Annotated in this window: 29 protein-coding genes; 14 read left to right on the forward strand and 15 right to left on the reverse strand. The window is 68.4% G+C overall.

The features are described 5' to 3' along the window. Positions 1-19 precede the first annotated feature (19 nt). Positions 20-583, forward strand: a complete 564-nt coding sequence (locus H4W30_RS02140; protein ID WP_225948723.1) for a hypothetical protein — start codon at positions 20-22, stop codon at positions 581-583. Here H4W30_RS02140 and H4W30_RS02145 read toward each other — a convergent pair. Then, a complete protein-coding gene (locus H4W30_RS02145) occupies positions 580-1,449 on the reverse strand; it encodes a hypothetical protein (protein ID WP_192741224.1) in 870 nt (289 codons plus the stop codon). The genes H4W30_RS02140 and H4W30_RS02145 overlap by 4 nt on opposite strands. Before the next feature lie 282 nt (positions 1,450-1,731). Here H4W30_RS02145 and H4W30_RS02150 point away from each other — a divergent pair, with 282 nt between their 5' ends. Continuing rightward, positions 1,732-2,682, forward strand: coding sequence for a hypothetical protein (locus H4W30_RS02150; protein ID WP_192741225.1), 951 nt, complete (start codon positions 1,732-1,734; stop codon positions 2,680-2,682). On the opposite strand, the gene H4W30_RS02155 is transcribed toward H4W30_RS02150, so the two are convergent. From H4W30_RS02155 to pdxR, 5 genes are all read right to left on the reverse strand, one after another. Then, the gene (locus H4W30_RS02155) at positions 2,672-3,298 is read right to left on the reverse strand and encodes a TetR/AcrR family transcriptional regulator (RefSeq protein ID WP_192741226.1); all 627 of its coding nucleotides are present in this window, start codon (positions 3,296-3,298) and stop codon (positions 2,672-2,674) included. The two genes, H4W30_RS02150 and H4W30_RS02155, sit on opposite strands and share 11 nt — an antisense overlap. A 92-nt stretch (positions 3,299-3,390) precedes the next feature. Further along, positions 3,391-3,699 (reverse strand): cupin domain-containing protein, encoded by a 309-nt coding sequence (locus H4W30_RS02160; RefSeq protein WP_192741227.1) that lies wholly within the window; start codon positions 3,697-3,699, stop codon positions 3,391-3,393. A gap of 36 nt (positions 3,700-3,735) precedes the next feature. Continuing rightward, complete coding sequence (locus H4W30_RS02165) at positions 3,736-4,764, reverse strand: polyprenyl synthetase family protein (RefSeq protein WP_318780509.1); 1,029 nt, start codon at positions 4,762-4,764, stop codon at positions 3,736-3,738. Between the two features lie 84 nt (positions 4,765-4,848). Beyond that, positions 4,849-5,292, reverse strand: coding sequence for a single-stranded DNA-binding protein (locus H4W30_RS02170; RefSeq protein WP_126733641.1), 444 nt, complete (start codon positions 5,290-5,292; stop codon positions 4,849-4,851). Positions 5,293-5,438: 146 nt separating this feature from the next. Further along, positions 5,439-6,875 (reverse strand): MocR-like pyridoxine biosynthesis transcription factor PdxR, encoded by a 1,437-nt coding sequence (pdxR, locus tag H4W30_RS02175; RefSeq protein ID WP_192741229.1) that lies wholly within the window; start codon positions 6,873-6,875, stop codon positions 5,439-5,441. Between the two features lie 81 nt (positions 6,876-6,956). On the opposite strand from pdxR, the gene H4W30_RS02180 reads away from it, so the two are divergent. Then, the gene (locus H4W30_RS02180) at positions 6,957-8,243 is read left to right on the forward strand and encodes an MFS transporter (RefSeq protein WP_225948724.1); all 1,287 of its coding nucleotides are present in this window, start codon (positions 6,957-6,959) and stop codon (positions 8,241-8,243) included. A gap of 25 nt (positions 8,244-8,268) precedes the next feature. On the opposite strand, the gene H4W30_RS02185 is transcribed toward H4W30_RS02180, so the two are convergent. Next, positions 8,269-8,661 (reverse strand): NUDIX hydrolase, encoded by a 393-nt coding sequence (locus H4W30_RS02185; protein ID WP_192741231.1) that lies wholly within the window; start codon positions 8,659-8,661, stop codon positions 8,269-8,271. Positions 8,662-8,739: 78 nt separating this feature from the next. On the opposite strand from H4W30_RS02185, the gene H4W30_RS02190 reads away from it, so the two are divergent. Then, a complete protein-coding gene (locus tag H4W30_RS02190) occupies positions 8,740-9,897 on the forward strand; it encodes an epoxide hydrolase family protein (RefSeq protein WP_192741232.1) in 1,158 nt (385 codons plus the stop codon). Here the strand turns inward: H4W30_RS02190 and H4W30_RS02195 are convergent. Together H4W30_RS02195 and H4W30_RS02200 are read right to left on the reverse strand one after the other, a co-directional pair. Beyond that, on the reverse strand, positions 9,890-10,936 hold the full coding sequence (locus H4W30_RS02195) for a winged helix DNA-binding domain-containing protein (RefSeq protein ID WP_192741233.1): 1,047 nt from the start codon (positions 10,934-10,936) through the stop codon (positions 9,890-9,892). The genes H4W30_RS02190 and H4W30_RS02195 overlap by 8 nt on opposite strands. Continuing rightward, positions 10,933-11,931, reverse strand: a complete 999-nt coding sequence (locus tag H4W30_RS02200; protein WP_192741234.1) for a cation diffusion facilitator family transporter — start codon at positions 11,929-11,931, stop codon at positions 10,933-10,935. Before H4W30_RS02200 ends, H4W30_RS02195 begins: the two co-directional genes overlap by 4 nt. Positions 11,932-12,006: 75 nt before the next feature. Here H4W30_RS02200 and H4W30_RS02205 point away from each other — a divergent pair, with 75 nt between their 5' ends. The 3 genes from H4W30_RS02205 to H4W30_RS02215 are packed head-to-tail and all read left to right on the forward strand — an operon-like array spanning position 12,007 to position 13,409. Then, on the forward strand, positions 12,007-12,378 hold the full coding sequence (locus H4W30_RS02205) for an ArsR/SmtB family transcription factor (RefSeq protein ID WP_192741235.1): 372 nt from the start codon (positions 12,007-12,009) through the stop codon (positions 12,376-12,378). A 19-nt stretch (positions 12,379-12,397) separates the two neighbouring features. Beyond that, on the forward strand, positions 12,398-12,772 hold the full coding sequence (locus H4W30_RS02210; protein WP_192741236.1) for a DUF6153 family protein: 375 nt from the start codon (positions 12,398-12,400) through the stop codon (positions 12,770-12,772). A 49-nt stretch (positions 12,773-12,821) separates the two neighbouring features. Beyond that, positions 12,822-13,409: a DUF305 domain-containing protein gene (locus H4W30_RS02215; RefSeq protein WP_192741237.1), complete on the forward strand. Its 588-nt coding sequence runs from the start codon at positions 12,822-12,824 to the stop codon at positions 13,407-13,409. Here H4W30_RS02215 and H4W30_RS02220 read toward each other — a convergent pair. Next, on the reverse strand, positions 13,381-13,806 hold the full coding sequence (locus H4W30_RS02220; RefSeq protein ID WP_192741238.1) for a helix-turn-helix domain-containing protein: 426 nt from the start codon (positions 13,804-13,806) through the stop codon (positions 13,381-13,383). The genes H4W30_RS02215 and H4W30_RS02220 overlap by 29 nt on opposite strands. 28 nt (positions 13,807-13,834) lie before the next feature. Between H4W30_RS02220 and H4W30_RS02225 the strand changes: the two genes are divergently transcribed. Beyond that, entirely contained in the window at positions 13,835-14,530 is a 696-nt protein-coding gene (locus tag H4W30_RS02225; RefSeq protein ID WP_192741239.1) for a methyltransferase domain-containing protein, read from the forward strand. A 198-nt stretch (positions 14,531-14,728) separates the two neighbouring features. Continuing rightward, positions 14,729-15,961, forward strand: a complete 1,233-nt coding sequence (locus H4W30_RS02230; protein ID WP_378233680.1) for an HNH endonuclease signature motif containing protein — start codon at positions 14,729-14,731, stop codon at positions 15,959-15,961. Positions 15,962-16,565: 604 nt separating this feature from the next. Here the strand turns inward: H4W30_RS02230 and H4W30_RS02235 are convergent. The 3 genes from H4W30_RS02235 to H4W30_RS02240 form a co-directional block, all read right to left on the reverse strand. Continuing rightward, on the reverse strand, positions 16,566-17,639 hold the full coding sequence (locus tag H4W30_RS02235) for a SagB/ThcOx family dehydrogenase (RefSeq protein ID WP_192741240.1): 1,074 nt from the start codon (positions 17,637-17,639) through the stop codon (positions 16,566-16,568). Positions 17,640-17,692: 53 nt separating this feature from the next. Next, on the reverse strand, positions 17,693-17,815 hold the full coding sequence (locus H4W30_RS44080; protein ID WP_255432121.1) for a hypothetical protein: 123 nt from the start codon (positions 17,813-17,815) through the stop codon (positions 17,693-17,695). A gap of 81 nt (positions 17,816-17,896) precedes the next feature. After that, positions 17,897-20,800 (reverse strand): AfsR/SARP family transcriptional regulator, encoded by a 2,904-nt coding sequence (locus H4W30_RS02240; protein ID WP_192741241.1) that lies wholly within the window; start codon positions 20,798-20,800, stop codon positions 17,897-17,899. A gap of 429 nt (positions 20,801-21,229) precedes the next feature. Between H4W30_RS02240 and H4W30_RS02245 the strand changes: the two genes are divergently transcribed. Both H4W30_RS02245 and ku read left to right on the forward strand, forming a co-directional pair. Next, positions 21,230-21,508, forward strand: coding sequence for a YggT family protein (locus tag H4W30_RS02245; protein ID WP_126736729.1), 279 nt, complete (start codon positions 21,230-21,232; stop codon positions 21,506-21,508). Between the two features lie 56 nt (positions 21,509-21,564). Next, the gene (ku, locus tag H4W30_RS02250; protein WP_192741242.1) at positions 21,565-22,521 is read left to right on the forward strand and encodes a non-homologous end joining protein Ku; all 957 of its coding nucleotides are present in this window, start codon (positions 21,565-21,567) and stop codon (positions 22,519-22,521) included. Here ku and H4W30_RS02255 read toward each other — a convergent pair. Then, positions 22,508-23,155, reverse strand: a complete 648-nt coding sequence (locus H4W30_RS02255) for a B3/B4 domain-containing protein (protein ID WP_192741243.1) — start codon at positions 23,153-23,155, stop codon at positions 22,508-22,510. The genes ku and H4W30_RS02255 overlap by 14 nt on opposite strands. 11 nt (positions 23,156-23,166) lie before the next feature. Beyond that, positions 23,167-23,778, reverse strand: coding sequence for a LysE family translocator (locus H4W30_RS02260; protein WP_192741244.1), 612 nt, complete (start codon positions 23,776-23,778; stop codon positions 23,167-23,169). Positions 23,779-23,916: 138 nt separating this feature from the next. On the opposite strand from H4W30_RS02260, the gene H4W30_RS02265 reads away from it, so the two are divergent. The 3 genes from H4W30_RS02265 (at position 23,917) to H4W30_RS02275 (ending at position 25,593) form a co-directional block, all read left to right on the forward strand. Then, positions 23,917-24,417, forward strand: coding sequence for an ATP-binding protein (locus H4W30_RS02265; RefSeq protein WP_192742388.1), 501 nt, complete (start codon positions 23,917-23,919; stop codon positions 24,415-24,417). Further along, complete coding sequence (locus H4W30_RS02270) at positions 24,417-25,301, forward strand: alpha/beta fold hydrolase (protein ID WP_192741245.1); 885 nt, start codon at positions 24,417-24,419, stop codon at positions 25,299-25,301. The genes H4W30_RS02265 and H4W30_RS02270 overlap by 1 nt, the downstream gene beginning before the upstream one ends. An 85-nt stretch (positions 25,302-25,386) precedes the next feature. After that, on the forward strand, positions 25,387-25,593 hold the full coding sequence (locus H4W30_RS02275) for a CsbD family protein (protein WP_126736724.1): 207 nt from the start codon (positions 25,387-25,389) through the stop codon (positions 25,591-25,593). Positions 25,594-25,612 lie beyond the last annotated feature (19 nt).

Consider the following 25,612-nt stretch of genomic DNA (forward strand, 5'->3'; position numbering starts at 1 on the left):
CCGCGGAAACACTGGTCGCATGAGTACTTCCACAGTGCGGCGACCGCCGATGACGCTCACCCCGCGGTGGCGGAAACTCGTCCTCGTCGTCCATGTCGTCTCCTCACTCGGCTGGCTCGGGATCACCATGGTGAACGCGGTCCTGACCTTCACCTCCGTGTTCACCGACGACCCCCGCCGCCAGCACGCGGCCATCTTGATGATGGACCAGATCGGCGGCTATCTCCTGCTGCCGGTCAGCATGACCGCGCTGGTCAGCGGGATCGTGCTCAGTCTCGGCACGAAATGGGGCCTGGTCCGGTACAAGTGGGTCGCGATCAAACTGGTCCTGACCCTGATCGCCGCCGGGCTGACGCTGTTCTCGCTGCTGCCGGGCATCCGGGAGCTGGCCGCCGCGGCCGAGTCCACTATGGACGGTCTCTTCGTGGAGGCGGGGCGTCGCGTGGACGGGTTCTATCCGATCATCGTGTCCACGACGATGTACGTGACCATGACCGTGCTGTCGGTGTACAAACCGGGCGGCAAGACACCGTACGGACGCCGGGTGACCGCCACCCGGGTCCGTGACCGGCAGCCTGCTTAGAACTCGTTCAGGGCTTCGTCGATCCTCTCGGCTTCGGCGCGCAGATCGTCCAAGACGGTCTGCGCGGCCGTGGTTTCACTGTTCGCCGTCTCTTCCTCGAGTTCGGCGTCGGCGAGCCGCCGCCGGAGCTCGTTCGCCTTCTCCGTCGCCTTCTCCGCCCGGCGTTCGGCGCGGGACACGTCGATCTCGGCCTGTTTGCAGGCCTTCGCGAGCTCGGCGGCCTCGCGCCGGAGCCGGTTGAACTCCGCCACCCGCTTCTGCTCGCGTTCGGCCTCTTCGCGGGATTTGGCGATCCGCTCCTCTTCGGCCTTCTCGGCGGCCTTCTGCTTCGCCTTCCGCCGATCGTCCAAATGCGACACGGTGGCGGGTTTTTCACGATCCGGTGCGGGTTTCCGCTTCGGTTGCGGGACGAACCCGCTGGTCAGCCACTGGTCGCCGGTGCTGTCCGCCCCGCTGCTCAGCCGCCCAGCCAGTGCGAGGGCCGCGACCTCGGGGTCGGCCACGACGGCTTCGAGGGTGGCTTCGACTTCGCGGGCGACCGGCTCGCTCATCGAAGGCTCGTCGCGCAGGATCCGGTTCACCAGCTCCTGCCGCCGCCGGGCGAGTTTGCGCAGTTCGGCGCCGGCCAGCGCCGAATGCGCCTTGCGCAGATCGTCACCGAGGCCTGCCAGCTCCGCCAGCTCGGGAGAATCCGCCCGGCGGTTGAGGATCGAGGCCGCCAGCGTGGGCTTCCGCAGGGCGCGGATACGCTCGGCCAAGGCGGGATCCCCCGCGGCTTTGGCCTCTTTCGCCCGCTGGTTGCGCACCGAGACGAACTCGGCCGGATCGCCGCCGTAGAGCTCGTCCGCGACCTCGTCGAAGTCCATCGCCCTCCGCAGGGTCAGTGGCCGGTCAAGGCCGGATCGGGGTGGCCGTGCTGCCGTACGCGTCAGCCGATGATCCCACGGGATTCCCCAGCTTTCACCTTTTCGGGGTTATCCGGCCACCTAGCGGAACGGGTCCTCCGGCGACACCCGCCGGACCGGTGAATCCGGACTGCCCGGAGCCGGTCGGACCAACGACAGATCGGCACTTTGGAGGTGGCTTCCTCCCGGTGGCGGAACAACGATGGTGATCAGGGGGAAGTCATCAGCCGCTGGAGGCACCGAATGTCCGTGACCGAACGCGTACCCGTTTCACCGCAGGCGAGCTTTCTCGGTTCCGGACCGTATCCGGAACACCGATGGCGAGTGGTCCTCTGGTCCGTCCTCGCGGGATTCGCGCTGACCGTGATCTGGTCGGCGCCCTTTGTGGACAGTGTGATCGGGGACAGCGTCGCCAACACGCTGCTGGGCCACGACGCCAAGGCGACCCCGATCGGCGGTGTGCTGGCCGGGACGTTCTTCGCGTTCGTTTCCGGCCTGGCCGGAACGTTCACCGCGTGCAACATCGCCGCTTTCGGCGCCGTCGCCCCGCTTGTCGGCGGGGGAGCCACCGGGCGGCCGAAGTTCACGGACACCCTGAAGCCGCTCGGCTGGATCGCCGCGGGAATGCTGACGGTTTCCGTGGTGTACGGCGTCATCGTCGCGCTCGTCGGCACCAGGATGCCGCAGTTCTCGACGGCCTCGTCCGCCGGTGGGCTCTCCCCGCGGAACATCCAGTCGATGATCGTCTACGGCGTGATCGGGATCGTGTTCATCGTGCTGGGCCTGGCTTCCGTCGGTATCGTCCGCAACCCGATCGCCGGGCTCACCCGCCGGTTCCCGCCCGCGCCGCTCGTGCTGATGGGCGCGCTCATCGGCGGTTTCCTGATCGGCAGGCCGTTCCCGCTGTTCCGGATGATGTTCCGGAGCGCGGCCGAAAGCCACAACGTGTTCTACGGCGCCGCCGCGTTCGCCCTCCAATCGGTCGGCAACATCCTGGTGATGGCGCTGTTGTTCCTGCTGCTCACGCACGGCACGGGCGGGCGGCTGCAGCGGTGGATGCTCGCGAAGCCCACCAGGATCGCCGTGGTGACCGGTGCCGCGTTGCTGGTCGCCGGCACGTTCACGCTGCTGTACTGGGACCTGCGCGTGCTGGGCCGTACGGGCGTCATCTGGTACCCGACGATCAAGTGGTGAAGAGCCGGGCCAGTACCTGTTCCACCGAATCCTGAAGGCACCTCGCCGCGTCCTCCCGGCCGGCGAGGTGCTTCAGCAACCCTTGCTGGAACAGGCCGTCGAAGAGCGCATACGTCGTCGACGGGGAGAAGTCCGTCGGCTTGCCCAGTAGTTCCGCGTACCGGGAGACGACCCGCCAGATCATCAGTTCGAGTGTCTCGTCGATGGCGAGGACGTCGGCCTGGAACAGCTTCTCGAACAGGCTCTGGTTGCGCAGGTCGTACCAGAGCCGGTGCAGGCGCGCGTTTTCGCGCAGCGTGGCCGCCGTCGCGGCACCGAAGGCCGTTCTCAGTTCTTCGGCCGTTTGGGCGGCCTCGGCTATCCGGTCGTACCGGGTGACGCATTCGGCCTTGTACTGCTTGACGCAGTAGGTGATCAGCTCGGCCTTGTCCCGGAAGTAATAGTGCAGTACGCCGTGCGAGAACTCGGAGTTCTGCGCGATCTCCCGCAGGCTCGTCCGCGCGTAGCCCAGCTCGGACAAGGTGACCAGCGCCGACATCGCCAGCTGCGCGCGCCGTTGGCCGAACCTGTCCTCCTGGCGGGTTTCGTCACCGCTGCGGTCCGCCACGTCGGTCACAGTCCCCGGTTCCCGTCGCCTCGGGTGCCCGCCGTCCACGAGCACGTCGTCGGGATTCTAGCCGGGAAAGGGTTTTCTTGCGCCCGACAGAATCACTCGAGCCATTCGGTGATGAAATGGTCGCTTTCGTGGATGTGGACGGCTTCGTAGACTTCCGGCCCGATCACGGCGAACTTGTGCGGGGTGTCCGCGGGCACGACCAGGATGTCGCCTGTTCCTCCTTCGCGTTCGGTGTCCCCGATGGTGAACTTCGCCCGGCCGCGGATGACGACGAACGTCTCGCGGTACGGGTGCTGGTGCAGCCTCGGTCCGGACCCGTCGACGTCGGTCCGCTCGCGGATGATCGAGACTCCGGAACCGATGTCACGGCCTTCGACGTTTCCCAGGGTTTCGGTGCTCATTCCGCCACTCTAACCCTGGTCACGGGTGCGGTGGGCCTACTCGCCGCGGTCGACCACGAACGCCGAAAGGCCGACGAGCAGCGCCCTGGCGGGCCGGTCGGGGAGGCCGAGCGCGAGGTCCCTCGCCTTGGCGGCGTAGCCGTGGGCTTCGGCGAGCGCGCGCACGACACCGGCGGATTCGCGCAGGAGCCCGAGCGCCTCCTGGCGGACCACCGGATCGGTGACCGGTCCGTGGCCGATGATCTCGCGTAGCCGAGCGGCGCCGGGCCCCTCGTCGTCGAGCGCGTGGAGCATCGGCAAGGTGACGACGCCTTCGCGGAGATCGGTGCCCGCGGATTTGCCGAGGTCGGTGGTGGACGCGGAGATGTCGAGGACGTCGTCGGAGATCTGAAACGCCACCCCGATCAGTTCGCCGTACTGGCCCAACGTTTCGATGGTCCGCTCATCCGCGCCCGACACCTGCGCGCCGAGCCTGCCCGCCATCGCGATCAGCGACGCGGATTTGTCGGCCATCACCTGGATGTGGTGCTCGTACGGCGCGTGACGGCCACAGTCCTCGAACGGTCCGGTCGTCTCGAGGAACTGGCCGCGCACGAGCCTGCCGAACGTCTTCGCCTGCGACCGCAACGCGTAGTCGCCGAGCCCGGCGCCGACCCGTGCCGCGCAGGCGAGCACGTAGTCTCCGATCAGGACGGCCTTCTTGTTGCCCCACAACGAGTTCGCGCTGGTGACCCCGTGCCGCATCGGCGCCTCGTCCATCACGTCGTCGTGGTACAGCGTCGCGACGTGAACGAGCTCGACGAGGGTGGCCGCCGAGATCGCGTCGCCTCGCCCGTCGCCGAACGCCGCCGCGGCCAGCGCCATCAACGGACGCAGCCTCTTCCCGCCCGCGCGGACGAGATGGGTGGCGGCTTCGGTGAGCTCCGGATGACCGGGGCTGCGCAACACCTCCTGAAGGTTCTCTTCGACCCGGGCGAGCCCGGCGCGGAGTCCGGCGGCGAACTCCGCGTGCCGCTCGATGGCCGGGTCCAGGCCGAGTTCCGTGATCGTCGTGGTCGTGTTCACGACCTCCAGCATCCGAGCCGGAGGCTCGCGACCGCATGGCGCCCGGGAGGGAGATCGCTCCCTCCCGAGAGGGAAACCGCCCGGTCAGAAGGGCGGCTCCGGGCTTCCGGCGGATACCGGCGTTCGCTCCCAGGCCCCGTCCGACGGTGTGCCGCCCGAGCTCCGGCCCGCTTTGTTCACCTTCGCCGTGGCATACCGCAGCGACGGGCCGATCTCGTCGACGTCGAGCTCCACCACCGTGCGTTTCTCGCCTTCCTTGGTTTCGAAGGATCGCTGTTTCAGCCTGCCTTGCACGATGACCCTCGTCCCTCTGGTGAGGGATTCGGCCAGGTTCTCCGCGGCCTGCTTCCACAGCGCGCAGCGCAGGAACAGCGGGTCTCCGTCGCGCCATTCCCCGCTCGCGCGGTCCAGGACGCGTGGTGTCGACGCGACCGTGAAGTTCGCGACCGCCGCTCCGGACGGGGTGAACTTCAGCTCCGGATCGGTCGTCAGGTTGCCGATCACCGTGAGCACCGTTTCTCCGGCCATGGGACTTTCCTCCTCGGGTCCGCGCGCGGACCCGGCCGGGCCCGCTGTCGCCTGTGAAGAGGAGACCACCGGGGTACGACAGTTTCCGGCGTCCCGCGGCGGCCGGATGTCACGAAAGGGTGGTTCAAGGCGAAAAGTGCCCTGAACTACCCTTTCGTGACCCCGCGAGCGGCCGAGATACTTTCCCCGAGCAGCGCGAGCCCCTCGTCGACGCGGTCCGAACCGACCAGTCCGTAGCCGATCACCAGCCCGGCGCGCGTTCCCCCATAGGCGGCCAGGCTTTCGACGGCCACCCCCGCCCGGGACGCTTCCGCCACCAGACCGTCCACAGTGACCGTCGCATGTGGACGCAACAGTGCGCATAGGTGGAGCCCGGCACTGGAAGGCACGACTTCCAGCAGATCACCCGGTTCGTCGCGGACGAACGCCAGGATCCGCTCCCGTCGCACCGAATACTCGCGGGTCGCCTTGCGCACGTGACGCGCGAGCAGGCCCTCGTCGATGAAGCTCGCCAACGCGGCTTGTGTCACGAGATCCCCGTGCCAGTCCGTGAGCTGCTTCGCCTGCCGCAACGCCGGGCGCAGCGAAGCGGGGGCGACGAGGAAACCGAGGCGCAGCATGGGAAGCAGTGTCTTCGAGAACGACCCGACGTAGATCACCCTGCCGTGGCGGTCCAGGCTTTGGAGCGGTTCGAGCGGCCGGTCCGAGAACCGGTACTCGCTGTCGTAGTCGTCCTCGACGATCACCGCGTCGTTCCGCTCCGCCCACGCCAGCAACGCCGCCCTCCTGGCGAGTGACATCGGCGTGCCGAGCGGGAACTGGTGCGACGGCGTCGTGTAGATCAGCCGGGTGCCCTTGGCGAGCGCGGCGACGTCGAGGCCTTCGGCGTCCACCGGGACCTTGGTGATCCGGGCACCGTGGGCGGCGAAGAGCCGTTCGGCCGGGGGATAGCCGGGATCCTCGACGGCGACCCGCGTGCCGGGCTCGATCAGGACCCGGCCGATCAGGTCGAGAGCCTGCTGCGCTCCCTGGGTGACCACCAGGTCCTCGCCGCCGGCCCGTACCGATCGGGCGGCGCCGATATGACGGGCGATCGCCACCCGCAGTGCTTCGAGCCCGGCGGGGTCGGCATACCCCGACGGTGGCGGCAGCGACGGCCGCAAGGCCTGGCCGACCAGCCGCCGCCAGGTCCGCAAGGGGAACAGGGCCGGATCCGGGGCGCCGACGCGGAAGTCGAACGCGGGAGCGGACCGGTCTTCGCCGGGGAGGGCCGGAAGCGAACGCCAGCGGGCGACCGGCCGCACTCCGGAGCCCGCGGGCGCGGCGCGTTCCGCCCTCGCGACGGGCTCCGCGCTGACGAACGTCCCGCGTCCGACGTGGCCGCTGAGGAACCCTTCCGCGGTGAGCCGTTCGTAGGCGACCGCGACGGTGTTGCGCGAGACGTCGAGCTCGCGGGCCAGTTCCCTGGTCGGCGGCAGGCGCTCCCCGGCGCGCAGGCGCCCGTCGAGGATGCCGTCGCGGAGCTGGCGGTAGATCCGCGCGGCCAGGTCGGTGTGTCCGTCGAGGCTGATGTGGAACGGCACGGGGCGAGCCTATATTGGCCCAACGAGAACGGTTGATATTGGAACTGGGAAGTGGCCAATCCGGCACCTAGCTTGAGTCGTATGAAGAGACTGACCTCGGCCCAGCTGATCAGCTCCGTCGGCGACGGCGCCTACTACGTCAGCTCGGCCCTCTACTTCACGCTCGTCGTGGGGCTTTCGCCCGCGCAGGTGGGCCTCGGCCTCACCGCGGGCTGGGCGGTCGGCTCGGTGGCCGGGATCGCTCTCGGACACGTGGCGGACCGTCGCGGCCCCAAGGGAACGGCCGTCCTCCTGGCGCTGGGAACGGCCGCGTCGGTGACGGCGTTCCTCTTCGTCGGCTCCGTCGTCACGTTCGTGATCGCGGCCTGTGTCTACGCCTGCTTTCAATGCGGTCTCGGCGCGGCGAGGCAGGCGTTGCTCGCCGGCCTGATCGACCCCGCCGAGCGCACGACGTTCCGCGCCCGGTTGCAGGCGCTTTCCAACGCGGGGATCGCGATCGGCGCGGCGCTCGGCGGTATCGCGCTGGCGCTCGGGACGCGGGAGGCCTTCCTGACCGTCTTCGTCCTCGACGCGCTGGCTTTCGTCGCCGCGGCGCTTGTGCTCCGCAAGGTGCCTTCGGTGGCTCCGGTACCGGCGCGTGAGGACGAGCCGTCCGTAGCCGTCCTCCGTGATCGCCCGTACGCGTTGCTGGCGCTGCTGAACATGGTCATGTTGCTCTACATGCCGCTGTTCAGCCTGGTCCTGCCGCTGTGGATCTCGACCAGGACCGCGGCCCCGAGCTGGCTGGTCTCCGCGATGCTCGTGCTCAACACGGCGAGCGTGGTGGTCTTCCAGGTCCGCGTGGCGCGCGGCGTGACCGGTCTGCGCAGCGCCTCCCGCTACGCCCGGTACGCGGGACTGCTGCTCTGCTTTTCTTGCCTGGTGTTCTCGTTCTCCGCCATGGGTGAATCCGCGTGGGCGGCGGCGCTGGTCCTGCTTCTGGGGGCCGCGCTGCAGGTGGTGGGGGAGATGGCGCAGGCGGCGGGCTCGTGGGAGATCGGCTTCGGTCTCGCTCCCGAGGGCAAACAGGGCCAGTACCAAGGCCTTTTCGGCGCTGGGGCGGCGATCGCCCGCATGCTCGGCCCGGTCTTGCTGACCGGGCTGATCCTCGTCGGCGGCGCGGCGGGCTGGGTGGTGCTGGGCGGATTGTTCCTGGTGGCGGGCACGCTCACCGGTCCGGTCGTCCGCTGGGCGGAGCGGAGCTCACAGCGGCATGATCCGAAGGACGGCGGCGCCGTCGCTCAGTCCGAGCAGATCGATGGAGAGGCCGTTGTAGGTGACGGTGCTGTCCATCCCGAGCGTCGCCGTGAAGTCGAGACCGTCGGCTGAAGCCTCGAGCAGGACTGGCCCGGGATCAGCCTTCGAGCGCTCGCCGGAAGTGATCGGCGAGATCGAGCGCCGCGGCTTCTTCGCGGGTGTACCAGGTGAAGGCGTCGTGTTCGCCGGGGTCGAGCACCACTTCGTCCGCGGTCTCTTCGGAGAGCGCGTACACCGTGGCGTGGATCCGCATCGGCTTGCCCGCGACGTCGTCCCAGCTGTGGGTGCCGCGTTCGCCGGTCACGCGGACGATCAGCCCGGTCTCCTCGGCGAACTCGCGGACCACGGTCTCGTCGGGCCGCTCGCCCGGCTCGACGGTGCCGCCCGGCATCTCCCAGCGGCCGCCGAGGAAGGCGCCCGGCCGCCGCCGGATGAACAGGATCTTCCCATCGCGGATGAGCCTGCCGTAGGCCAAGTACTTGTCCGTCACGAGCGCATCTTCCCGTACCCAAAATGCCCGCTGAATCAAGGACCGAACCTGTCCGCAATGACTCGTAACGTGGGCTTCATGGAAAACACCGAGATCCGCCCCTTCCGCCTCGACATCCCGCAGGAGCAGCTGGACGAACTGCACGCGAAGCTCGACAGCGCGCGCTGGCCCGCTCCGCTCCCCGGCGACGGCTGGGACACCGGCGTGCCGGTGGCGTGGCTCCGCGGACTCGCCGAATACTGGCGCGACGGCTACGACTGGCGTGCCGCCGAACGCGAGATCAACCGCCATCCGCAGTTCACCACGGTCATCGACGGCCAGCGGATCCACTTCCTGCACGTCCGCTCGCCCGAAGCCGGCGCGACGCCGCTGATCCTCACGCACGGCTGGCCGGGTTCGGTGGTGGAGTTCCTCGACGTCATCGGCCCGCTCACGGATCCGAAAGCGTACGGCGGCGACCCGGCGGACGCGTTCCACCTCGTGATCCCGTCGCTGCCCGGCTTCGGTTTTTCGGGCCCTGTCTCGGATTCCGGCTGGACCATGCCGCGGATCGGCCGGGCATGGGCGGAGCTGATGCGCCGTCTCGGCTACGAGCGCTACGGCGTGCAGGGTGGCGACCTCGGCGCTTCCGTGTCACCGGAGGTGGCCAGGGTCGCACCGGACAAGGTGATCGGCGTGCACGTCAACGGCGGGCTGACCCCGATGCCGCCGATGTCCATGCCGGAGGAGGAGTTCGCGTCGCTCACCGACGTCGAACGCGATCGCGTCAAGCGGATCGAGGCCTTCATGCAGGAGGAGTTCGGCTACATCGCGATCCAGTCGACGCGGCCGCAGACCCTCGGCTACGGACTCGTGGACTCCCCGGTCGCGCAGCTGGCCTGGATCATGGACAAATTCCGTGAGTGGACGCATCCGCGCCCGACGTTGCCCGAAGAGATCATCGGCAAGGACCGGTTGCTGACCAACGTGATGTTCACCTGGCTCACCGGCACGGCGGCTTCGTCCGCGTACGTCGGCTACGCGCAGGCGGAAACCTGGGGTGCCGTCGAGAAGAACTCCGGCGTGCCGACGGCGGCGCTGGTCTTCGCGCACGACGTCGGGATCCGGCGGTATTCGGAGGACGCCCACACGATCGTGCGATGGACCGACGTCGATCGCGGCGGGCACTTCGCGGCGTTGGAAGAGCCCGAGATCCTCGTCGAGGACGTGCGGGAGTTCTTCCGGCCCCTCAAGTGACGAGGACGGCCGGTTGCCCGAGGAAGCGGCCGTAATCGTCCACTTCGGACTCCAGTCCGGCGATGGCGGACCGCGGCAGCGTGGCGAAGGGTTCCACGACGACCTTCGTCAGCTTCGCGGTCCGCTTGGTGTGCCAGGTTCCGGCGATCCGTCCGTCGATCAGCACGGTCGGCGCGATCATCCCGCCGCCGGAGTTGACGCGTTTCGTCTCGGCGGGATCCAGGAGCAGATCGCGGTCACGGTAGCCCAGCAGGTACGTATCGAAGGCGCCGAGCAGGCGCGGAGGACACGGGGGAGCGGACAGATCGGTCTCCGAGAGGGCGAAGGCCTCGCCGACGGGAACGGGGTCCAGCGCGGTGAAAGCCTTGCGGCAGAGGCCGATCGGGAGCCCGGACCAGGCGCTGAAGTCGTCGGCGGTCGCGACGCCATAGGCGGTCAGGTACCGGTGGGCGAGTTCCGTGTGCGGTTCGTCCGGCGTTCGGCTCTCGGTGACCCATTCGTCGAGGAGCACGTACGTCGGCTCCGTGCTGACGTCCTGGCCTCGGCACAGCAGTCCGCGATTGGCCGCGTACGCCAGGAGATGCGCCGGTGCCTGAGACCTCGCGTCGAGCGCGATGCCCTCGGCGGCCAAGCCGTCCAGGATCTCCTGTCGAGTGAGTGCCTTGCCTTGCAAGAGATCCTGGAACTTCCCGAGCGCGCGCTCGCAGAGCTCGTCGGTGAGGTCCAACTGCCTGCGCCGACCCTGTCCCGCCTGGACGTTGCGGGGGCCGAACAGCCGGTTCAGCCAGCGGAGATCCACCGTCGGGACGAGATGGAGCGTCTTGCGCATCAGCCAGGTGCGCGTCACGGCGCGGGAAGCGTCGACGTCCGAAGCGGTCAGACCCCGGCTACGGGCCCGGATCGCGAGGCGGGCGGCGGGCGTCGACTGCGCCTGGACCGCGGCGACGGAGCCGACCACGGCGAGCACGTCCTCGGCCGGCGCGCTCAGCAGTTGCGCGTGCGCGCGGACGGCGCGGATGTCGTCGTCGGACAGTGTCACCCGCTGACGATCTCATGGGCGTGCGCCGGTTCGGTGTGCACGACCGCCTCCGCGAGCCGCGGGAGGACCTCGCGCAGCCGCGCCTCGACACGATGGGCCAGGTGGTGTGCCTCGGTGACGCTCAGCCCGGCCTCGACCGACACCGCCAGTTCCGCGCGCAGGCTGTGCCCGATCCAGCGCATCCGCAGGTCCCGCGTGCCGAGCACGCCGGGCACCTCGGCGGCCGCGCGTTCGGCGCGATCGACGTCGGCCGGGTCGACGGCGTCCATCAGGCGGCGGAAGACCTCCTTGGCCGCGTCGCGCAGGACGAACAGGATGGCGACGGTGATGGCGAGGCCGATGATCGGGTCGGCCATCGGGAACCCGAGCCCCACCCCGACGGCGCCCAGCACGACGGCGAGCGACGTGAAGCCGTCCGTGCGGGCGTGCAGCCCGTCGGCGACCAGCGCGGCCGACCCGATCTCGCGGCCGACGGTGATCCGGTACCTGGCCACGAGTTCGTTGCCCGCGAAGCCGATGACACCCGCCGCCGCGACCACCCACAGATGCTGGACCGGTCGTGGATCGAGCAGCCGGGTGACGGACTCGTAGCCCGCCAGGAAGGCCGAGGCGGCGATCAGCAGGACGACGATCACCCCGGCCAGGTCCTCGGCGCGGCCGAGGCCGTAGGTGTAGCGGCGGGTGGCGGCACGGCGGCCGAGCAGGAAGGCGATGCCGAGCGGCACGGCGGTCAGCGCGTCGGCGAAGTTGTGGATCGTGTCGCCGAGGAGGGCCACCGAACCGGTGATCAGCACGAGCGCGAGCTGGGCGACGGCGGTGACGAACAGGGCGGCGAAGGACCAGATCAGCGTCCGGACGCCGCGTTTGCTGGTCTCCAGCGCGGAGTCGACGCGGTCGGCGCTGTCGTGGCTGTGCGGAGTCAGCAGATGCCGGAGACGGCTCTTCGCGGACTGGTGGCCGTGACTGTGGCCGTGACTGTGTCCATGCCCGGGCATCTTCCACCTTCCTGTCACAATACCTGCGCAGTCATGCAGGTACGCAGGCAGAAGGATAGCGGCTATCCTCCTGGCATGCACGAGTCGGTCCCGGATTTCGAGATGCCCACCGAGGAGCAGGTCCACCTGGCCGCGGAGACGTTCCGGCTGCTCGCGGACCCGACGCGGGTCAAGGTCCTCTGGGCGTTGCTCCAAGGTGAGTCTTCGGTCGCCTGCCTCGCGGAACTGGCGGGAGCGGCGCCGACGGCGGTCAGCCAGCATCTCGCGAAACTGCGGCTCGCCGGACTGGTCAAGGGGCGTCGCGAGGGGACGTTCGTCTACTACTCGGCGGCCAACGACCACGTCCGCGGCCTGCTCGCGCAGGCCCTGTTCCACGCAGACCACATCGATCGTGACATCCCGGCACTGCATTCGGCGGGGAAACCCCACCGTCCGGCGGCGCGCTGAATCCGGCTACGGTGGAGCCGTGACCCAGTCCGCGTACCCGGCCGCCCTGCGGTGGCTGTTGTTGTGCGTGGTGGCGCTGGGTCTGGTCGGCATGCACCACGTCGTCGCCGAATCCGGGCACGACGCGGGGCACTCCGCCGTCGCGATGGCTGATCCGTGTTGCGCGGACACGTCTTCGCACGACGAGGACGGTGGACACAGTGGACTGCACCTGTGCCTCGCGGTGCTCGCCGCGGCCGTGCTCCTGATCGTCTCCTGGCTGCTCGTCCGGAATGGACGGACGGTGACGACCTGGAAGTCGCGTCCGCGGGGCGGTTCGGCGTCGGGCCGTGATCCGCCGCGCTGGAGACCGGTGCCTGAAAGATTGTCGCTTCTCTGCGTGTTGCGGGTGTGACAGGCGGGTTCGTCCCGTCCTGACCACAACCGATTTTCGAGGAAGAACCATGACCAGCAGGAAACTGGCCGGGGCCGCGCTCGCCGCCCTGGCCTCCTTCGCCGTGCTCACCGGCTGTGCCAGCTCCGACACCGCCTCCACCGGGCATTCCATGTCCACGGTGAAGGCGCCGGATCCCCAGCGGGCCGGCCACAACCAGGCCGACGTCACGTTCGCGCAAGGGATGATCCCGCACCACGAACAGGCGCTCGCGATGGCGAAACTCGTCGACGGCCGCACTCGTAACGCGAAGATCGTCGACCTCGCCGCGCGGATCCAGAAGGCGCAGGATCCGGAGATCCAGCAGCTGAACGGATTGCTGAAGGGCTGGGGAGTCGCGCCGTCGGGCGAACACTCCGGGCACGGCTCGGCGTCCGGCATGATGACCGAGGGCGATCTGGAGAAACTCGGCAAAGCCAAGGACGCCGCGTTCGACAAGCAGTGGCTCGAGATGATGGTCAAACATCACGAAGGCGCGCTTTCGATGGCGAAGACCGCCCTGCAGCAAGGCAGCAACGCCGAGGTGAAGGCGTTGGCGCAGAAGGTGATCGACGGTCAGCAGGCCGAGATCACCGAGATGCGCGCACTGCTCGGCTGAGCCGGGACGGTGGCGCGGGCCGAGCTCGCGCCACCGCCTCCCGGAAGTGTGCGCACCGGGTGAAGTCGTCGTGCTCGCACCCGAGCGCGCAGTCGACGATCGTGAGCGACGCCTGCGCGGCCGCGATACGTCGTTCGAGTTCTTCCTTGTGGCGCTTGAGGATCGATTCGCGCTCGCTGGGCTTGCCGAACATCTCGCGGATGCCGTCGAGGCTCAGGCCCGCCTCCTTCGAACGCAGGATGATCGCGATCCGGTGCAGGTCGTTGTCGTCGTACCGCCTCCGGCCTCCCGCTCGCGCCGGCTCGAGGAGGCCGACGGATTCCCAATGGCGCAAGACGTGCGTCGCCAGGCCGAAGCGCTCCGCGACCTCGCCGACGCTCAAGGTGCTTGACTTCATGTCGTCATTAAGTCGGACGATCCCCGGTATGTCCATGTTGCAGCGGCTCGACGCCGCCGACGCCCTGCCGGGAGCCGCCGAACTGCGGGCCCGGACCTACGAACTTCTCCGCCTCGACCCCGGCTCCGCCGTGATCGACGTCGGCTGCGGTGCCGGGCTTGCCGTAACCGAGTTGTCGTCACTGGGTTTCCGCGCCGTCGGTGTCGACCTGGCGGCCGACATGGTGGAAGAGGCCCGGCGGCGTTCGCCCGATCGGGACTTCCTGATCGGGGACGCTTACGCGTTGCCGGTCGAGGGCGGCTTCGCGGGCTATCGGGCGGACAAGCTGTTCCATGAACTCGCCGATCCCGAGGCCGCCCTCGCGGAGGCTCGGCGGATTCTGGTGCCTGGTGGACGGATCGTGTTGTCCGGGCCCGATTGGGAGGCGCTGGTGATCGATTCCGCCTATCCGGCGCTGACCCGGGAGATCGTGCGTGCGCGGGCTTCGGTGATCACCGCGCCGCGGATCGCGCGTGGGTTCCGGCGGTTGCTTGTCGGGAGCGGGTTTCGTGAGGTGTCGGTCGAGGGAGTGGTCGGGTTCGTCGGTGGGGAGGGGTTCTTGCGTGGGCTGGTGGACGTGGCTGTTCGGGTGGGGGCGATTTCGGCGGCGGAGGGGGAGATCTGGCTGGCGGATCAGGTCGGGGAGGTGGCTGTGCCGCAGTTCTTGGCTTCGGGGGTGGTTTGAGGTGGTCGTTGCCGGAATTTGGCGACGGGCAAGAGGGTGCTGGCAGCTTTGTGGTTTGAAGGCTTCCGGTTCTACCGTGGGTGGGTTTGGGCCGTTGCCGAAATTCGGCGACAGGGCAACGTGGTGCCGAAACCGTTGTGGTTCAAAGGAAAGCTCGTGGGTGCGAAAACTGTCGGTGGTCGGTTGTAGCTTCGGTGTGTGGATACACGCAACGCCATTGTGGCGGTACTCAAGGAAATCACGTCGGCTGGTCTGCTTCGGGAGGTCAATGCGGCGTTGGATACGTTGGAGGACGGCGATGCTGTGGCTGCTGCGGTTGCTGCGTCGGAGGGGATCGCGCGGTTGGAGGCGGTGCGGTTCCGGGCGTTGGCGCAACTGAGCCGTCACCGTGACGGCGCATCGAGTGTGGTGCAGGAGGTTGCGCTGGGGTTGTCTGTTGTGGACGGTCACGCGGCTGGGTTGGTGTCGACGGCGGAGGCGTTGACCACCCGGCTTCCGTGCACGCTGGGGTTGCTGGATCGGGGCAAGGTGGGTGGCTATGGGGCGATGAAGGTCGCCGCCGCGACCGCGTGGTTGTCCGACGAGGACGCGCGTGCGGTGGACGCGGTTTTGGAGGATCGGTTGCCGGGGCGGAATTCCGAGCAGGTTCGGAAGGCGGCGAATCATGCGGCGATGATGGTCGACCGCGAGGGTGCCGCCCGGCGTGCGGAGCGGCATCGTGCCGGGCGTCGATTGTCGATCCGGCAGGGTGAGACGGGGGTGGCGTCGATCGAGGTCGAGGACGGGCCGGTGGAGAAGGTCGCCGCCGCCTACACCCGGATCGACCGTGAAGCACGCGCTCTCAAGACCGGTGGCGAACCCCGCACCCTGGATCAGCTCCGCGCCGACGTCGCGCTTGATCTGTTGCTGGGCGGGCAGGGCGGGAGTGAACGGCCCGAGGTGTTTCTCTACATGGACCTCAACACCTATCTGGGGCTGAATGATGACCCTGCCGAACTCGCCGGCCACGGCCATATTCCGGCCGCCCTGGCTCGGCATATCGCGTCTGGGGCGGACACGGTGTTGCGGCGGATCATCACCGATCCGCTCTCCGGACAGGTGTTGGATTTGGGGCGTGACCGGTATCGGCCTACTGCGGGGTTGGGTGAGTTCGTGCGGGTGCGGGATCGGGAATGCCGAAGACCTGGCTGCCATCGGGTCGCGCAGGCCTGCGATCTCGACTATGCGGTGCCGTGGCAGCACGGCGGCCACACCGCTCACACCGACCTGATCGACCTCTGCCGCCGGGACCACCGGTTGAAAGACGAACCCGGCTGGACCTACCGACTCGACGCCGACGGCACCCTCACCATCACCACACCCACCGGGCAGACCTACGACAGCACGCCACCGCCCCTGCACGAACCTCGTGCCGAGGAACCACCGTTCTGAACCGTCGCCGGAAAACGGCCACGGTTGCCGAGGGTTGGTTTCGTTGCCGGAGTTCGGCGACAGAGCCAAGGACGGTGCACCCTGTGATGATGTCTCGCGGCTTGTGGCTGCGCCCGTCGTCCAGCTAGCGTCCTCCGCCCCCTAGCCGCGTGCCCAGACCTGGGCCATTGCCGAAAGACGGGAGTCGATATGTAGCCCAAGGCATCTAGTTCACCGATGCCGGAACACGGCGACGCCCGGCGCGCCGACAGGACTCGGTGCGGCCGTGTGGTCTTGGGTGCCATCCTTGCGCCGCTAGGTGGAGGAACTGCTGTCTGGCCCAGGCGTTGCCGAAAAATGGCGGGCCGCGAGCAGGCTCTGAGGTTCACAGCGGCGACAGTGCCTCGGTGAGGCGCCATCGCCGAATGACGGCCACGGGGTCGATGGCCCCACCGCATTGTCCGAAATACGGCAACGGCCGAGCGCGTGGACAGGACTCGGTGCGGCTGTCGCGCTGCATACGGTCCTGGGGTTCATTGGCACCGGGCCGCACCATAGCCCGTCCTTCCCGGCGGCCAAAGTGCCCCTTCGCCGAAATACGGCAAAGCGCTATGCCATCAGGCATTCACGGGCGAGTGCCCAGCACCGACATGCCCAGCACCAGCTCGTTGGCCGGATCGCAGCCGAGGAGGTCCTCGACCAGTTCGTCGCGAAGCGCCGCGGTGAACGTGACGTTCAGTCCCAGCGCGGTCGCCATCAGGTACACGGTCTGGCTCAGGTGCCCGACGTCCATCAGCAGTACCCGGTAGGTGCGGCTCACCGGGTACTTCCATTGGTTCCGTTCGATGACGCTGGTGTAGATCAGCAGCGCGCCGGCGTTCCGGGTCCACTGCTGGTCGCCGGCGAGCGCGGTCAGTTCGTCGTCGTCGAGCTTGGCGTCCAGTGGCGTGAGGCGGTGCGAGAAACCGTCGTAGTGGTAGGCGCCCCGATCCAGGTCCTCGACGTTCCTCGCGTAGACGTACACCTCGGTCGGATGCCGGGCTCCGCCCGACGGGCTCGTCTTGAAGACGTTCCCGGTGGCGGGGATGTCGGAATGCGTTTCGGGCCTCGTCGGCCTGGCCGCGGTGAGGAGAGTGCTCAAATCGCGCAGCCGCAAGGGTTCTTCGCCGAACTCGCGGACGCTTCTGCGCTGGTTCAGCGCGTCGCCCAGCGCGATCGCGTTCAAGGGTTCCGGTGACGGTTCGGGCAGTGCTATCGCGTCGTGCTCGCCGGTCGGCCTCACCGGAGAAGGCGGAGGACTGGCCTTCGCCTTCTCCAGCAAGGTTTTCGCCGTCATTTCGCTGGTCGTGAACTCGGTCTCCCGTAAGGAGCGGGTGCCGAAGTGAAACGCCCGTGCGGACGTTCCCCAAGGGCCCCAATCCCGAAGGATCTCTTCTTCCCGTTGTTGCCGGGAAGAACCTTTGACCACCAGCACGTCGTACCGGATCATCGCCCGCGCGATACGGACGAGCCTTTCCCCGATCTCGGGATTCTCGTCCGCGGTGCGGATCGATTCCGGTTCTCGCCAAGAACTGAACCAACGCAGGACGCGTTCGGTTCCTTCGGCGAGTTTCAGCTGGCGATGGCCGAGGTGGTCGTCCCAGACGACGTCACCATCGGACCAATAAAGCGTTCCGCACGAGGAAACCCTGACCAGCATCGAATGTCTTGTGCCCCAGTCCCCAGTATTACTTTCCGAATTCGTCAGGTCATTCAGCGTCGCGAGCGGAAAGGAGGCCCGCCGTGCGGAGGCGGCTCGAACCCGCCCCAAGTGCTCTGCGCCTTGTACTCCGCTTCGAGCTCGTACAAGAACTCGTCGTCATCCTCGTCGTGCATGCCGTCGATCCTCTCCGTGAGCGGTTACTCCGGTCAAGCGAATATACCCACGCCAACAGAGTACCGGAGGAGAATGGGCAATTACGCCGAGTAATCACTCAGGCGCTGTTTGAGTTCGCGAACCTCGGGCGACTCCGAAATGCCGAGATCGCTGTAGAGGCGCAATGCGAACCGGCGATGACGGTCCGCATTCGGTCGCTCACCGAGAATGTCGAACGCGAACGCCATCTCCTTGTGGGCGATGGGCAGCATGCTGCGATTCCCGGTCGATTCGAGCACTTCGACCGCGGTCGTCAACTGACTGACCGCGAGCGCGCCGTCACCGAGTCCGCGCGAATTGATACCGAGCGCGAGAAAGCATTCCGCCTCGAGATCGGGCGATTCGTTCTCCTGCGCCAGCCTCAGCGCCTTGTCGAGTTCCTCGGCGGCTTCGGGATAACGCCTGTTCTCGGTGTGGATCAGCCCGATCCGGTGCCTGGCGCGGGCTTCGATGAGCACGCTGCCGTGGGCATGGGCGGTCTCGCGGACCCAGCCGAGGTGTTCGATCGCCTCGTCCGACTCGCCCTTGAGCCAGTGGGTGACCCCCGAGTTGCCCCTGGCCCGGCACTGCATCCGGATGTCGCCGGTGGTCGCGGCCAGCTCGAACACCTCGTTGAACAGCCGGTTCGCCTCGGTGAACTCGTCGAGCCGCCACAGGGTCAGCGCGTACATGTGCAGCGCCTGGTACTCGAGGACCACGTTCCCGGTGACCCGCGCGGCGGACAGGGCCAGGGTCTCCAGCTCCCTGGCCTGGCGGTAGTAGCCGCGGTTGTCGAAGTAGCGCCACACCGCCGAACAGAAGGGCACGAGGTCGGAGTACTGCTGGTGGTTGTTCATCGCGACGGCCACCGGCAGCACGTTCTGCCATTGCGCGTCCATCCAGTGCGCCGCCTGGTCGTAGTCCGCGAAGGACTGTCCGTACTCGCTCTTCGGGACCTCCAGGCCGCCCGGCTCGTCTTCGGAGTCCGGGTCGATGAACTCCATCGCGGCCGCGACGGTGCTGCGGTAGTAGTCGAACAGCCGCCGCATCATCGCCTCGCGCTGGTGCTCGGGCTCCTCGGCGAGCAGGAGTTCGCGACCGTAACTACGGAGCAGGTCGTGCATCTCGTACCGGTCCATCGACGGCTGGCGCAGCAGGTTCACGTCGACGAGGCGCTCAGCGAGACGGCGGGCCTCACCGAGACTCACTTCCGCCAGGGCCGCCGTCGAGTGGAGATCGAAAGCGGCGCCGGGATGATGGCTCAGCCGGCGGAACACCCGGCGTTCGGTCTCGGTCAAGTTCAGATAGGACACCCGGAACGCGCCCGCGACGTCGCGTTCCCCGGCGGTGAGCTCGCCGAACCGGTTCCGTTCGTCGCGCAGCTGCCTGGCGACGAAGTCGAGCGTCCACGAGGCCCGCGCGCGCAGCCTGCTCGCCGTGACGGCCAGTGCGAGCGGGAGATCACCGCACAGGCTCGCGACCTGGTCGGCCGCGTCGGGGGATTCCCTCCTCAACCGCGATGGCCCGACGATCCGGCCGAGCAGTTCCACGGCGTCGGCCCGGCTGAACGGTTCCAGCGAGAGCAACTCGGCGCCGTCGAGGTCCACGAGCCGGGTGCGGCTGGTGATCAGCACGCAGCAACTCGCCGAGCCGGGCAGCAGCGGGTTCACCTGCGCCGCCCCGATGGCGTTGTCCAGCACCAGAAGCACGCGTTTGCCGGCGAGGCAGCTCCGGAAGAGCGCCGCGCGCTGTTCGGTCCCGGAGGGGATGTCCGAACCCTGGATGCCGAGCGACCGCAGCAGCGCCTCGAGCGCGGCTCCCGGGTCGACCGGGTCGCCCGCGGGCGAGAACCCTTCGAGGTTCACGAAGAGCTGCCCGTCGGGGAACAGCGGCGCGAGCCGGTGTGCGGCGTGGACGGCCAGCGCGGTCTTGCCGACCCCGGGCATCCCGTCGATCGCGATCAGCCTCGGCCCCGTCGAGCCCGCCTGGCCGATCTCCAGGACGGTCCGCAGTTCCGCGGCACGGCCGCCGAACGCGGGGAGATCCGCGGGAAGTTGCGCGGGACGGGGGAACAGCGCCTTCTGCGCGTCCGCGTCCTCGCGCCGTCCGCCCGTGTCCATTCCGGCCCGGAGCCCGCCGACGCCGTAGCGGACGAGGGCGCCGTCCGTCATCAGCTCGGCGTCGGCGCGCAGGATCTGCTGGTGGAGCGCGCTCAGTTCGGCGCTCGGGTCGACGCCGAGCTCCTCGGCGAGCGCGACCCTGGTCCGGTCGAACGTCCGGAGCGCGTCGGCGCCGCGGCCCGCCCGGTAGAGCGCCAGCATGGTGAGGCACTGCAGGGTCTCGCGCGTGGGATGCCAGGCGGCGAGGTCGAAGGCTTCGCGAGCCGCCGCTTCGGTTTCGCCGAGCCGGAGCCTGGCACCGATCAGGAGCTCGCAGGCGGCCAGGCGTTCTTCGTCGAGGCGTCGCGCGGTCTGCTCGATGGCGTCGCCTTCGAGACCGTCGAACGCCGGTCCGCGCCAGAGCGACAGCGCGTCCGCCAGCTTGGCGGCCGCCTGGGAGATCAGCCCGGCGGACAGGAGTTCGGCGCCCTGGTTGTAGTCCGCTTCGAAGCGGACCGAGTCGACCGAGGCGCTGCTGACGACGACGCGGTACGCCGATCCGGTGGTGACCACGGCCGACCGGGCCACGCCGAGGTCGTGCCGCAACCGCGCGATCGCGTTGCTGACCTGGCGGACCGCGGTCTTCGGCGGATTCTCCGGCCACATCGTGCCGATCAGGTACGACACCGGGACCAGCCTGCCCGCGTTGATCAGCAGGGCGGCGAGGAGGCGTTGTTCGCGGCGTCCGCCCAAGCGGACGGGGACACCGTCGACCTCGGCTTCGAGCGGGCCGAGAACGGAGAAGCTGAGCTGGGATGGGCCGCCGGTGGGCGATCCCGCCGAATCGGGTAAACGATCAGCGGTCATATGCGACTATGTCGTCCGAGACCGTGAGCGTGCTCACGCACTACCTCCAGTCCGTTCGGCGGCTGACCGGCACCCTAGCCCACCGCTTCGGCCGCCAGCCAGGTCGGCGCGGTGCGCGCTTACGGCATTCGGCCTAACGGACGGGCACGGGGCTGCCCTGAAACCGGTTCGATTCTACGCCGGGCCACTCCTGAACTGCGCGGATGCCATGCGGTGGAGAGCCGATGTAATTCCGATGCAGGGCCTTGGAAAGCTGGAGGCACAGCTGGCGGGTCGGAGCGACGGGGCAGCGCGCCGAACCGCGGGTAGGGGCTCCGCGGCGGTTGGCCTTCGAACTGGGGGTGGCCAACCGCCCTGGTAGCCCTTTCTTTCGTCACAGGTTGCTCCCAGCAAAGCGCGGCACACTGGACCAAAGAGGAGTGTGCCGCCATGAGTGCTCTAGGTGATCTGCTGGGCTACCTGCTCACCCTGTTCCTGATCGTGCTCATCGTCCGCATGGTGCTGGACTGGGTCGTCAACCTCGCCACCCGTCCGCCCGGCTGGGCCTTCCGGGCCCGCGGGATCGCCCATCGGCTGACCGAGCCCGTGCTGGCGCCGGTCCGCCGCGTCGTGCGCCCGGTCCGGGCGGGCGGGGTCGCGTTCGACCTCGCCTTCACCCTCGTGTTCCTCGGGGTCGTCCTCCTGCAGTCTCTCGCGTTCAGCCTCTGACCAGGTGTGATCGGCCTCGATTCCGGGTACCAGCCCGCTGGAGGAGAGGAGTGCCCATGCGTCCGGTCTGGAGCGGTTCGCTTTCGCTCGGCCTGGTGACGGTGCCGGTCCGGCTGTACAGCGCGGTCGAGGACCATACGGTGCACTTCCGCCAGTTCCAGCGCGGGACCGAGGACCGCATCCGGTACCGGCGGGTGAACGAGCGCACCGGCAAGGAAGTCGACTACGACGACATCGTCAAGGGTTACGAGCTCGACAACGGCGAGTACGTGGTCGTCGAACCCGAGGAGCTCGACGAGATCGCCCCCGGCCGGTCGAAGTCGCTCGACATCGAGAGCTTCGTCGAGCTGGACGCGATCGACCCGATGTTCTTCGACAAGACGTACTGGCTCGCGCCCGCGAAGGACGAGTTCGAGCGTCCGTACGCGTTGCTGCTCGAGGCGATGGACTCCTCGGGCAAGGCCGGGATCGCCAAGTTCGTCATGCGCGGCCGCGAGTACCTGGCGCTCGTCCGTTCCGGCGACGGCGTGATGGTGCTCAACACCCTGCATTTCGCCGCCGACCTGCGGGATCCCGCCGAGCAGCTGCCGGACCTGCCGGGTAAGGCGAAGGCGCGCGGCAAGGAACTCGACATGGCCGTCAACCTGATCGACGCGATGAGCGACGACTGGCGGCCCGAGGACTACCGCGACACCTACACCGACCGCGTGCGGGAGCTGATCAAGGCCAAGAAGAAGGGCGACACCATCACGCCCGCGACCGAACCCGGCGAGCCGACGAAGGTCGTCGACCTGTTCGAGGCGCTGTCGAAGAGCGTGGAGAGCGGGAAGGCGAAGAAGAAGTCCGGAGCGAAGAAGCCGCCCGCGAAGAAGACCGCGGCGAAGAAGGCTGCTGCGAAAGACCTGTCCTCGTTGTCGAAGGCGGATCTGGACAAGCTGGCGCGGGAGCGGAACATCAAGGGGCGGTCGAAGATGACGCGCGCGGGTCTGGAGAAGGCGCTCAAAGCGTCGTGACGACACCCGCCGTCGCCAGTTCGCTCGCGATGGCCTCGATCAGCAGCCGGACGTCCTCGGCCGCTGTCGCGTGCAGCCCTTCGGAAACGATCAGCACGTCGGACGTCGTGGCGGAGACCGCGGAGTGCCCGCTCTGCCGGTTCGTCCACCGGCGCGCGTGGGCTTGACCGTCCTCGTCGGCGAAGATCACCTCGCCGGGGTTCGGCTGCTCGACGGTCCCGGCGAAGGTCACGTACTTCTCGTCGCCCCGCGCGTGGCGGACTTCCAGCGAGCCGCTGATCTTCGCGACGTCGAGCACCGCGACCGGGATGGCGTAGGCGACCGACACCGCGTTGCAGAGGTCGATCACCGGATGGATCCGGGGGAGCGTGCCTTCTTTCCGCAGCCGGCGCAGCAGTGACTCCGACGCGCATCGGTACTGCGTCGGCTTCAGGCCCATCTTGGCGAACGCCCGCCGCCAGGCCTGGATCTCGGGGAATTCCGATTCGGGCCCGTCCGCGAGCCGCCGCGTCGCCCGCGCGAGGAACTTCTCGAGGTCGACCGGCATTTCCGTGGTGATGCCGGTGGCCTGCAGCGTGCCGACGGCGAGGCCGGGGTGAGCGGCGCGGATTTCCGGGTGGTGCTGGAGCTTCATGCTGAACCTGTCTACTGGGTGGTGAACGCGAGTTTGACGCCGAGCGCGGCGAAGGAACCGGCGAAGACCCGCCGGAGCCAGGAGAGCACGCGCGGCCGGGAAAGGACGTGGTGCCGCACACCGGCGGCGAGGACGCCGTACACGCTGAACACCACGAAGGTCGCCAGCATGAACACCCCGCTCAGCAGCAGCATCCGAGGAATCGAACCGGGCTCGCCCGCCGGGACGAACTGCGGCAGGAACGCGAAGAAGAACAGGGTCAGCTTCGGGTTCAGCACGTTGATCAACACGCCGGAGGTGATCGTCCGCAGGGTCGACGCTGGTTCGGGATCACCGTCCACGACGATCGCTTCGCGGTCCTTCAGCGTCGCCCATGCCATGTAGAGCAGGTAAGCGACGCCCAGGTACTTGATGATCTCGAATGCCACGGCGCTCGCGTGCAGCAGCGCCGCGAGGCCGGTGATCGCGGCGATCATGTGCGGAATTATCCCGAGGGTGCACGCCAGCGCGGCGATGACGCTCGCGCGTCTGCCCCGGGCCAGCCCGGCGGAAAGGGTGTAGACCACACCGGTGCCGGGCGTGGCGACCACGACCAGCGTGGTGATCAGGAAGGCGATGCTCACGAGATCACTGTGCGCGCTTTTTGGTCCGGCGAACAGAGCCAAACACGCGTGACTCCACAGGACCAAAGCCCGGCGTGAAGGGTTCACCGGATGGAGTGGCATGATGCACGCTCGCACGTCGACGAGGAAGGCCTTGGTTTGAGCGCGCGCACTTCCCAGGTGGACGACCTCCGGCTGGTGGCACAACCGAATGCCGTGTTGTGTTCCGAGCTCTTCGTCCGTCTCATCTTGTCGGATTGGTCCTTGCGGCCGTTGCTCGATCAGGCGAAGACCGCCGCCGCCAGATTGGTGGGCACGCTGGTCGACGCGGCCGATCCGAAGGAGCCGCCGTTCCTGACGCTGAGACTGCGCCTGCGGTCGGACGTGCTGGTCATCGAGGTCGACCACGAGCTGGACGGGCTTCCCGTGCCGACGCCCGCACCGGGTGAGCGGACCGGGGTGGCGCCGAGCGAGACCCGCGGCGTGACCTTCTGGTGCGAGCTGCCGCTGCCCGGTGGCCTGTCGGCAGGCCAGGTCCAGTTGCCGAGGCGAGGCGACCGTCGCACCCTGGTGGACGAACCCGTCTCCGGCGAGCCCGTCGGCGCCGATCCCGAAGTCCTGGAACGGCTTTTGACCCGGTTGAGCGGCTGGTCCGGCTGATGGCGACGAAGCGTGTCACCACACCGGTCCTGGAGATCGAGTACGAGCACTCCGGCGAAGCGGACGGGCCGCCGGTGGTCCTGCTCCACGGCTTTCCGTACGACGTGCGGGCCTACGACGAGGTCGCCGCGCTCCTCGCGGCGGACGGAGCCTCCGTGTACGTCCCGTATCTTCGCGGGTTCGGCGGGACGCGTTTCCTCGACGAGGCGACGCCGCGTTCCGGGCAGCAGGCCGCCCTCGCCCAGGACCTGCTCGATTTCATGGACGCATTGGGGCTGGAGAAGGCTGTCGTCGCGGGATACGACTGGGGCGGCCGCGCGGCGTGCATCGTGGCGGCGCTCCGGCCCGAGCGCGTGCGCGGGCTGGTCTCGGTGGACGGCTACAACGTCCAGAACCTCGCCTACGCGGGGGAACCCGCGCCGCCGGAGTGGGAACGCACGTACTGGTATCAGTTCTACTTCCAGTCCGAGCGGGGCCGTCGCGGGCTGGCGGAGAACCGCGAAGAGCTGTGCGCCTTGTTGTGGCGCACCTGGTCGCCGACCTGGACCGGCGCCGGCGAGGCGTTCCCGGCCAGCGCTCCCAGCCTCCACAACCCGGACTTCGTCGACGTCGTCATCCATTCCTACCGGCACCGATTCGGCTTGGCGGAAGGCGATCCGCGGTATCAGGCGCTCGAAGACCTGATCGCGGAGGAGCCGGCCATCACGGTACCGACGGTGGTGCTGGAAAGCGGGGACGACGGCATCGGCGGCCCGAGCGCCGAGGGCGACCGCGAGTACTTCACCGGGCCGTACGAGCATCGGGTCCTGCCGGGGGTGGGACACAACGTCCCGCAGGAAGCCCCTGAAGCGTTCGCGGCCGCCGTGGCGTCGCTGCTCGGGTGAGGCCGATCACCCGTCCGTGCGCGTGACGAATCGCGATCTTCGTCTGTCCTTCGGAGGTAAGGCGTTCGATCCTGAGGAGGACACGATGTCGTTGGGTGACAAGATCAGCAACAAGGCCGAGGAGTTCGGCGGCAAGGCCAAGGAGGCCGCCGGCGACGCCACCGGCAACGAGGAACTGCGCGCGGAAGGTCAGGCGGACCAGGCGAAGGCAGGTCTCAAGGGTGCGGTCGAAAACGTGAAGGACGCCGTCGGCGACGTGGCGGACAAGGTCCGCGACACCTTCAAGAAGTAACGTTCCCTCCGGGCCGGGG

It is taken from the genome of Amycolatopsis roodepoortensis, from assembly GCF_014873915.1.
Lineage (GTDB): Bacteria > Actinomycetota > Actinomycetes > Mycobacteriales > Pseudonocardiaceae > Amycolatopsis > Amycolatopsis roodepoortensis.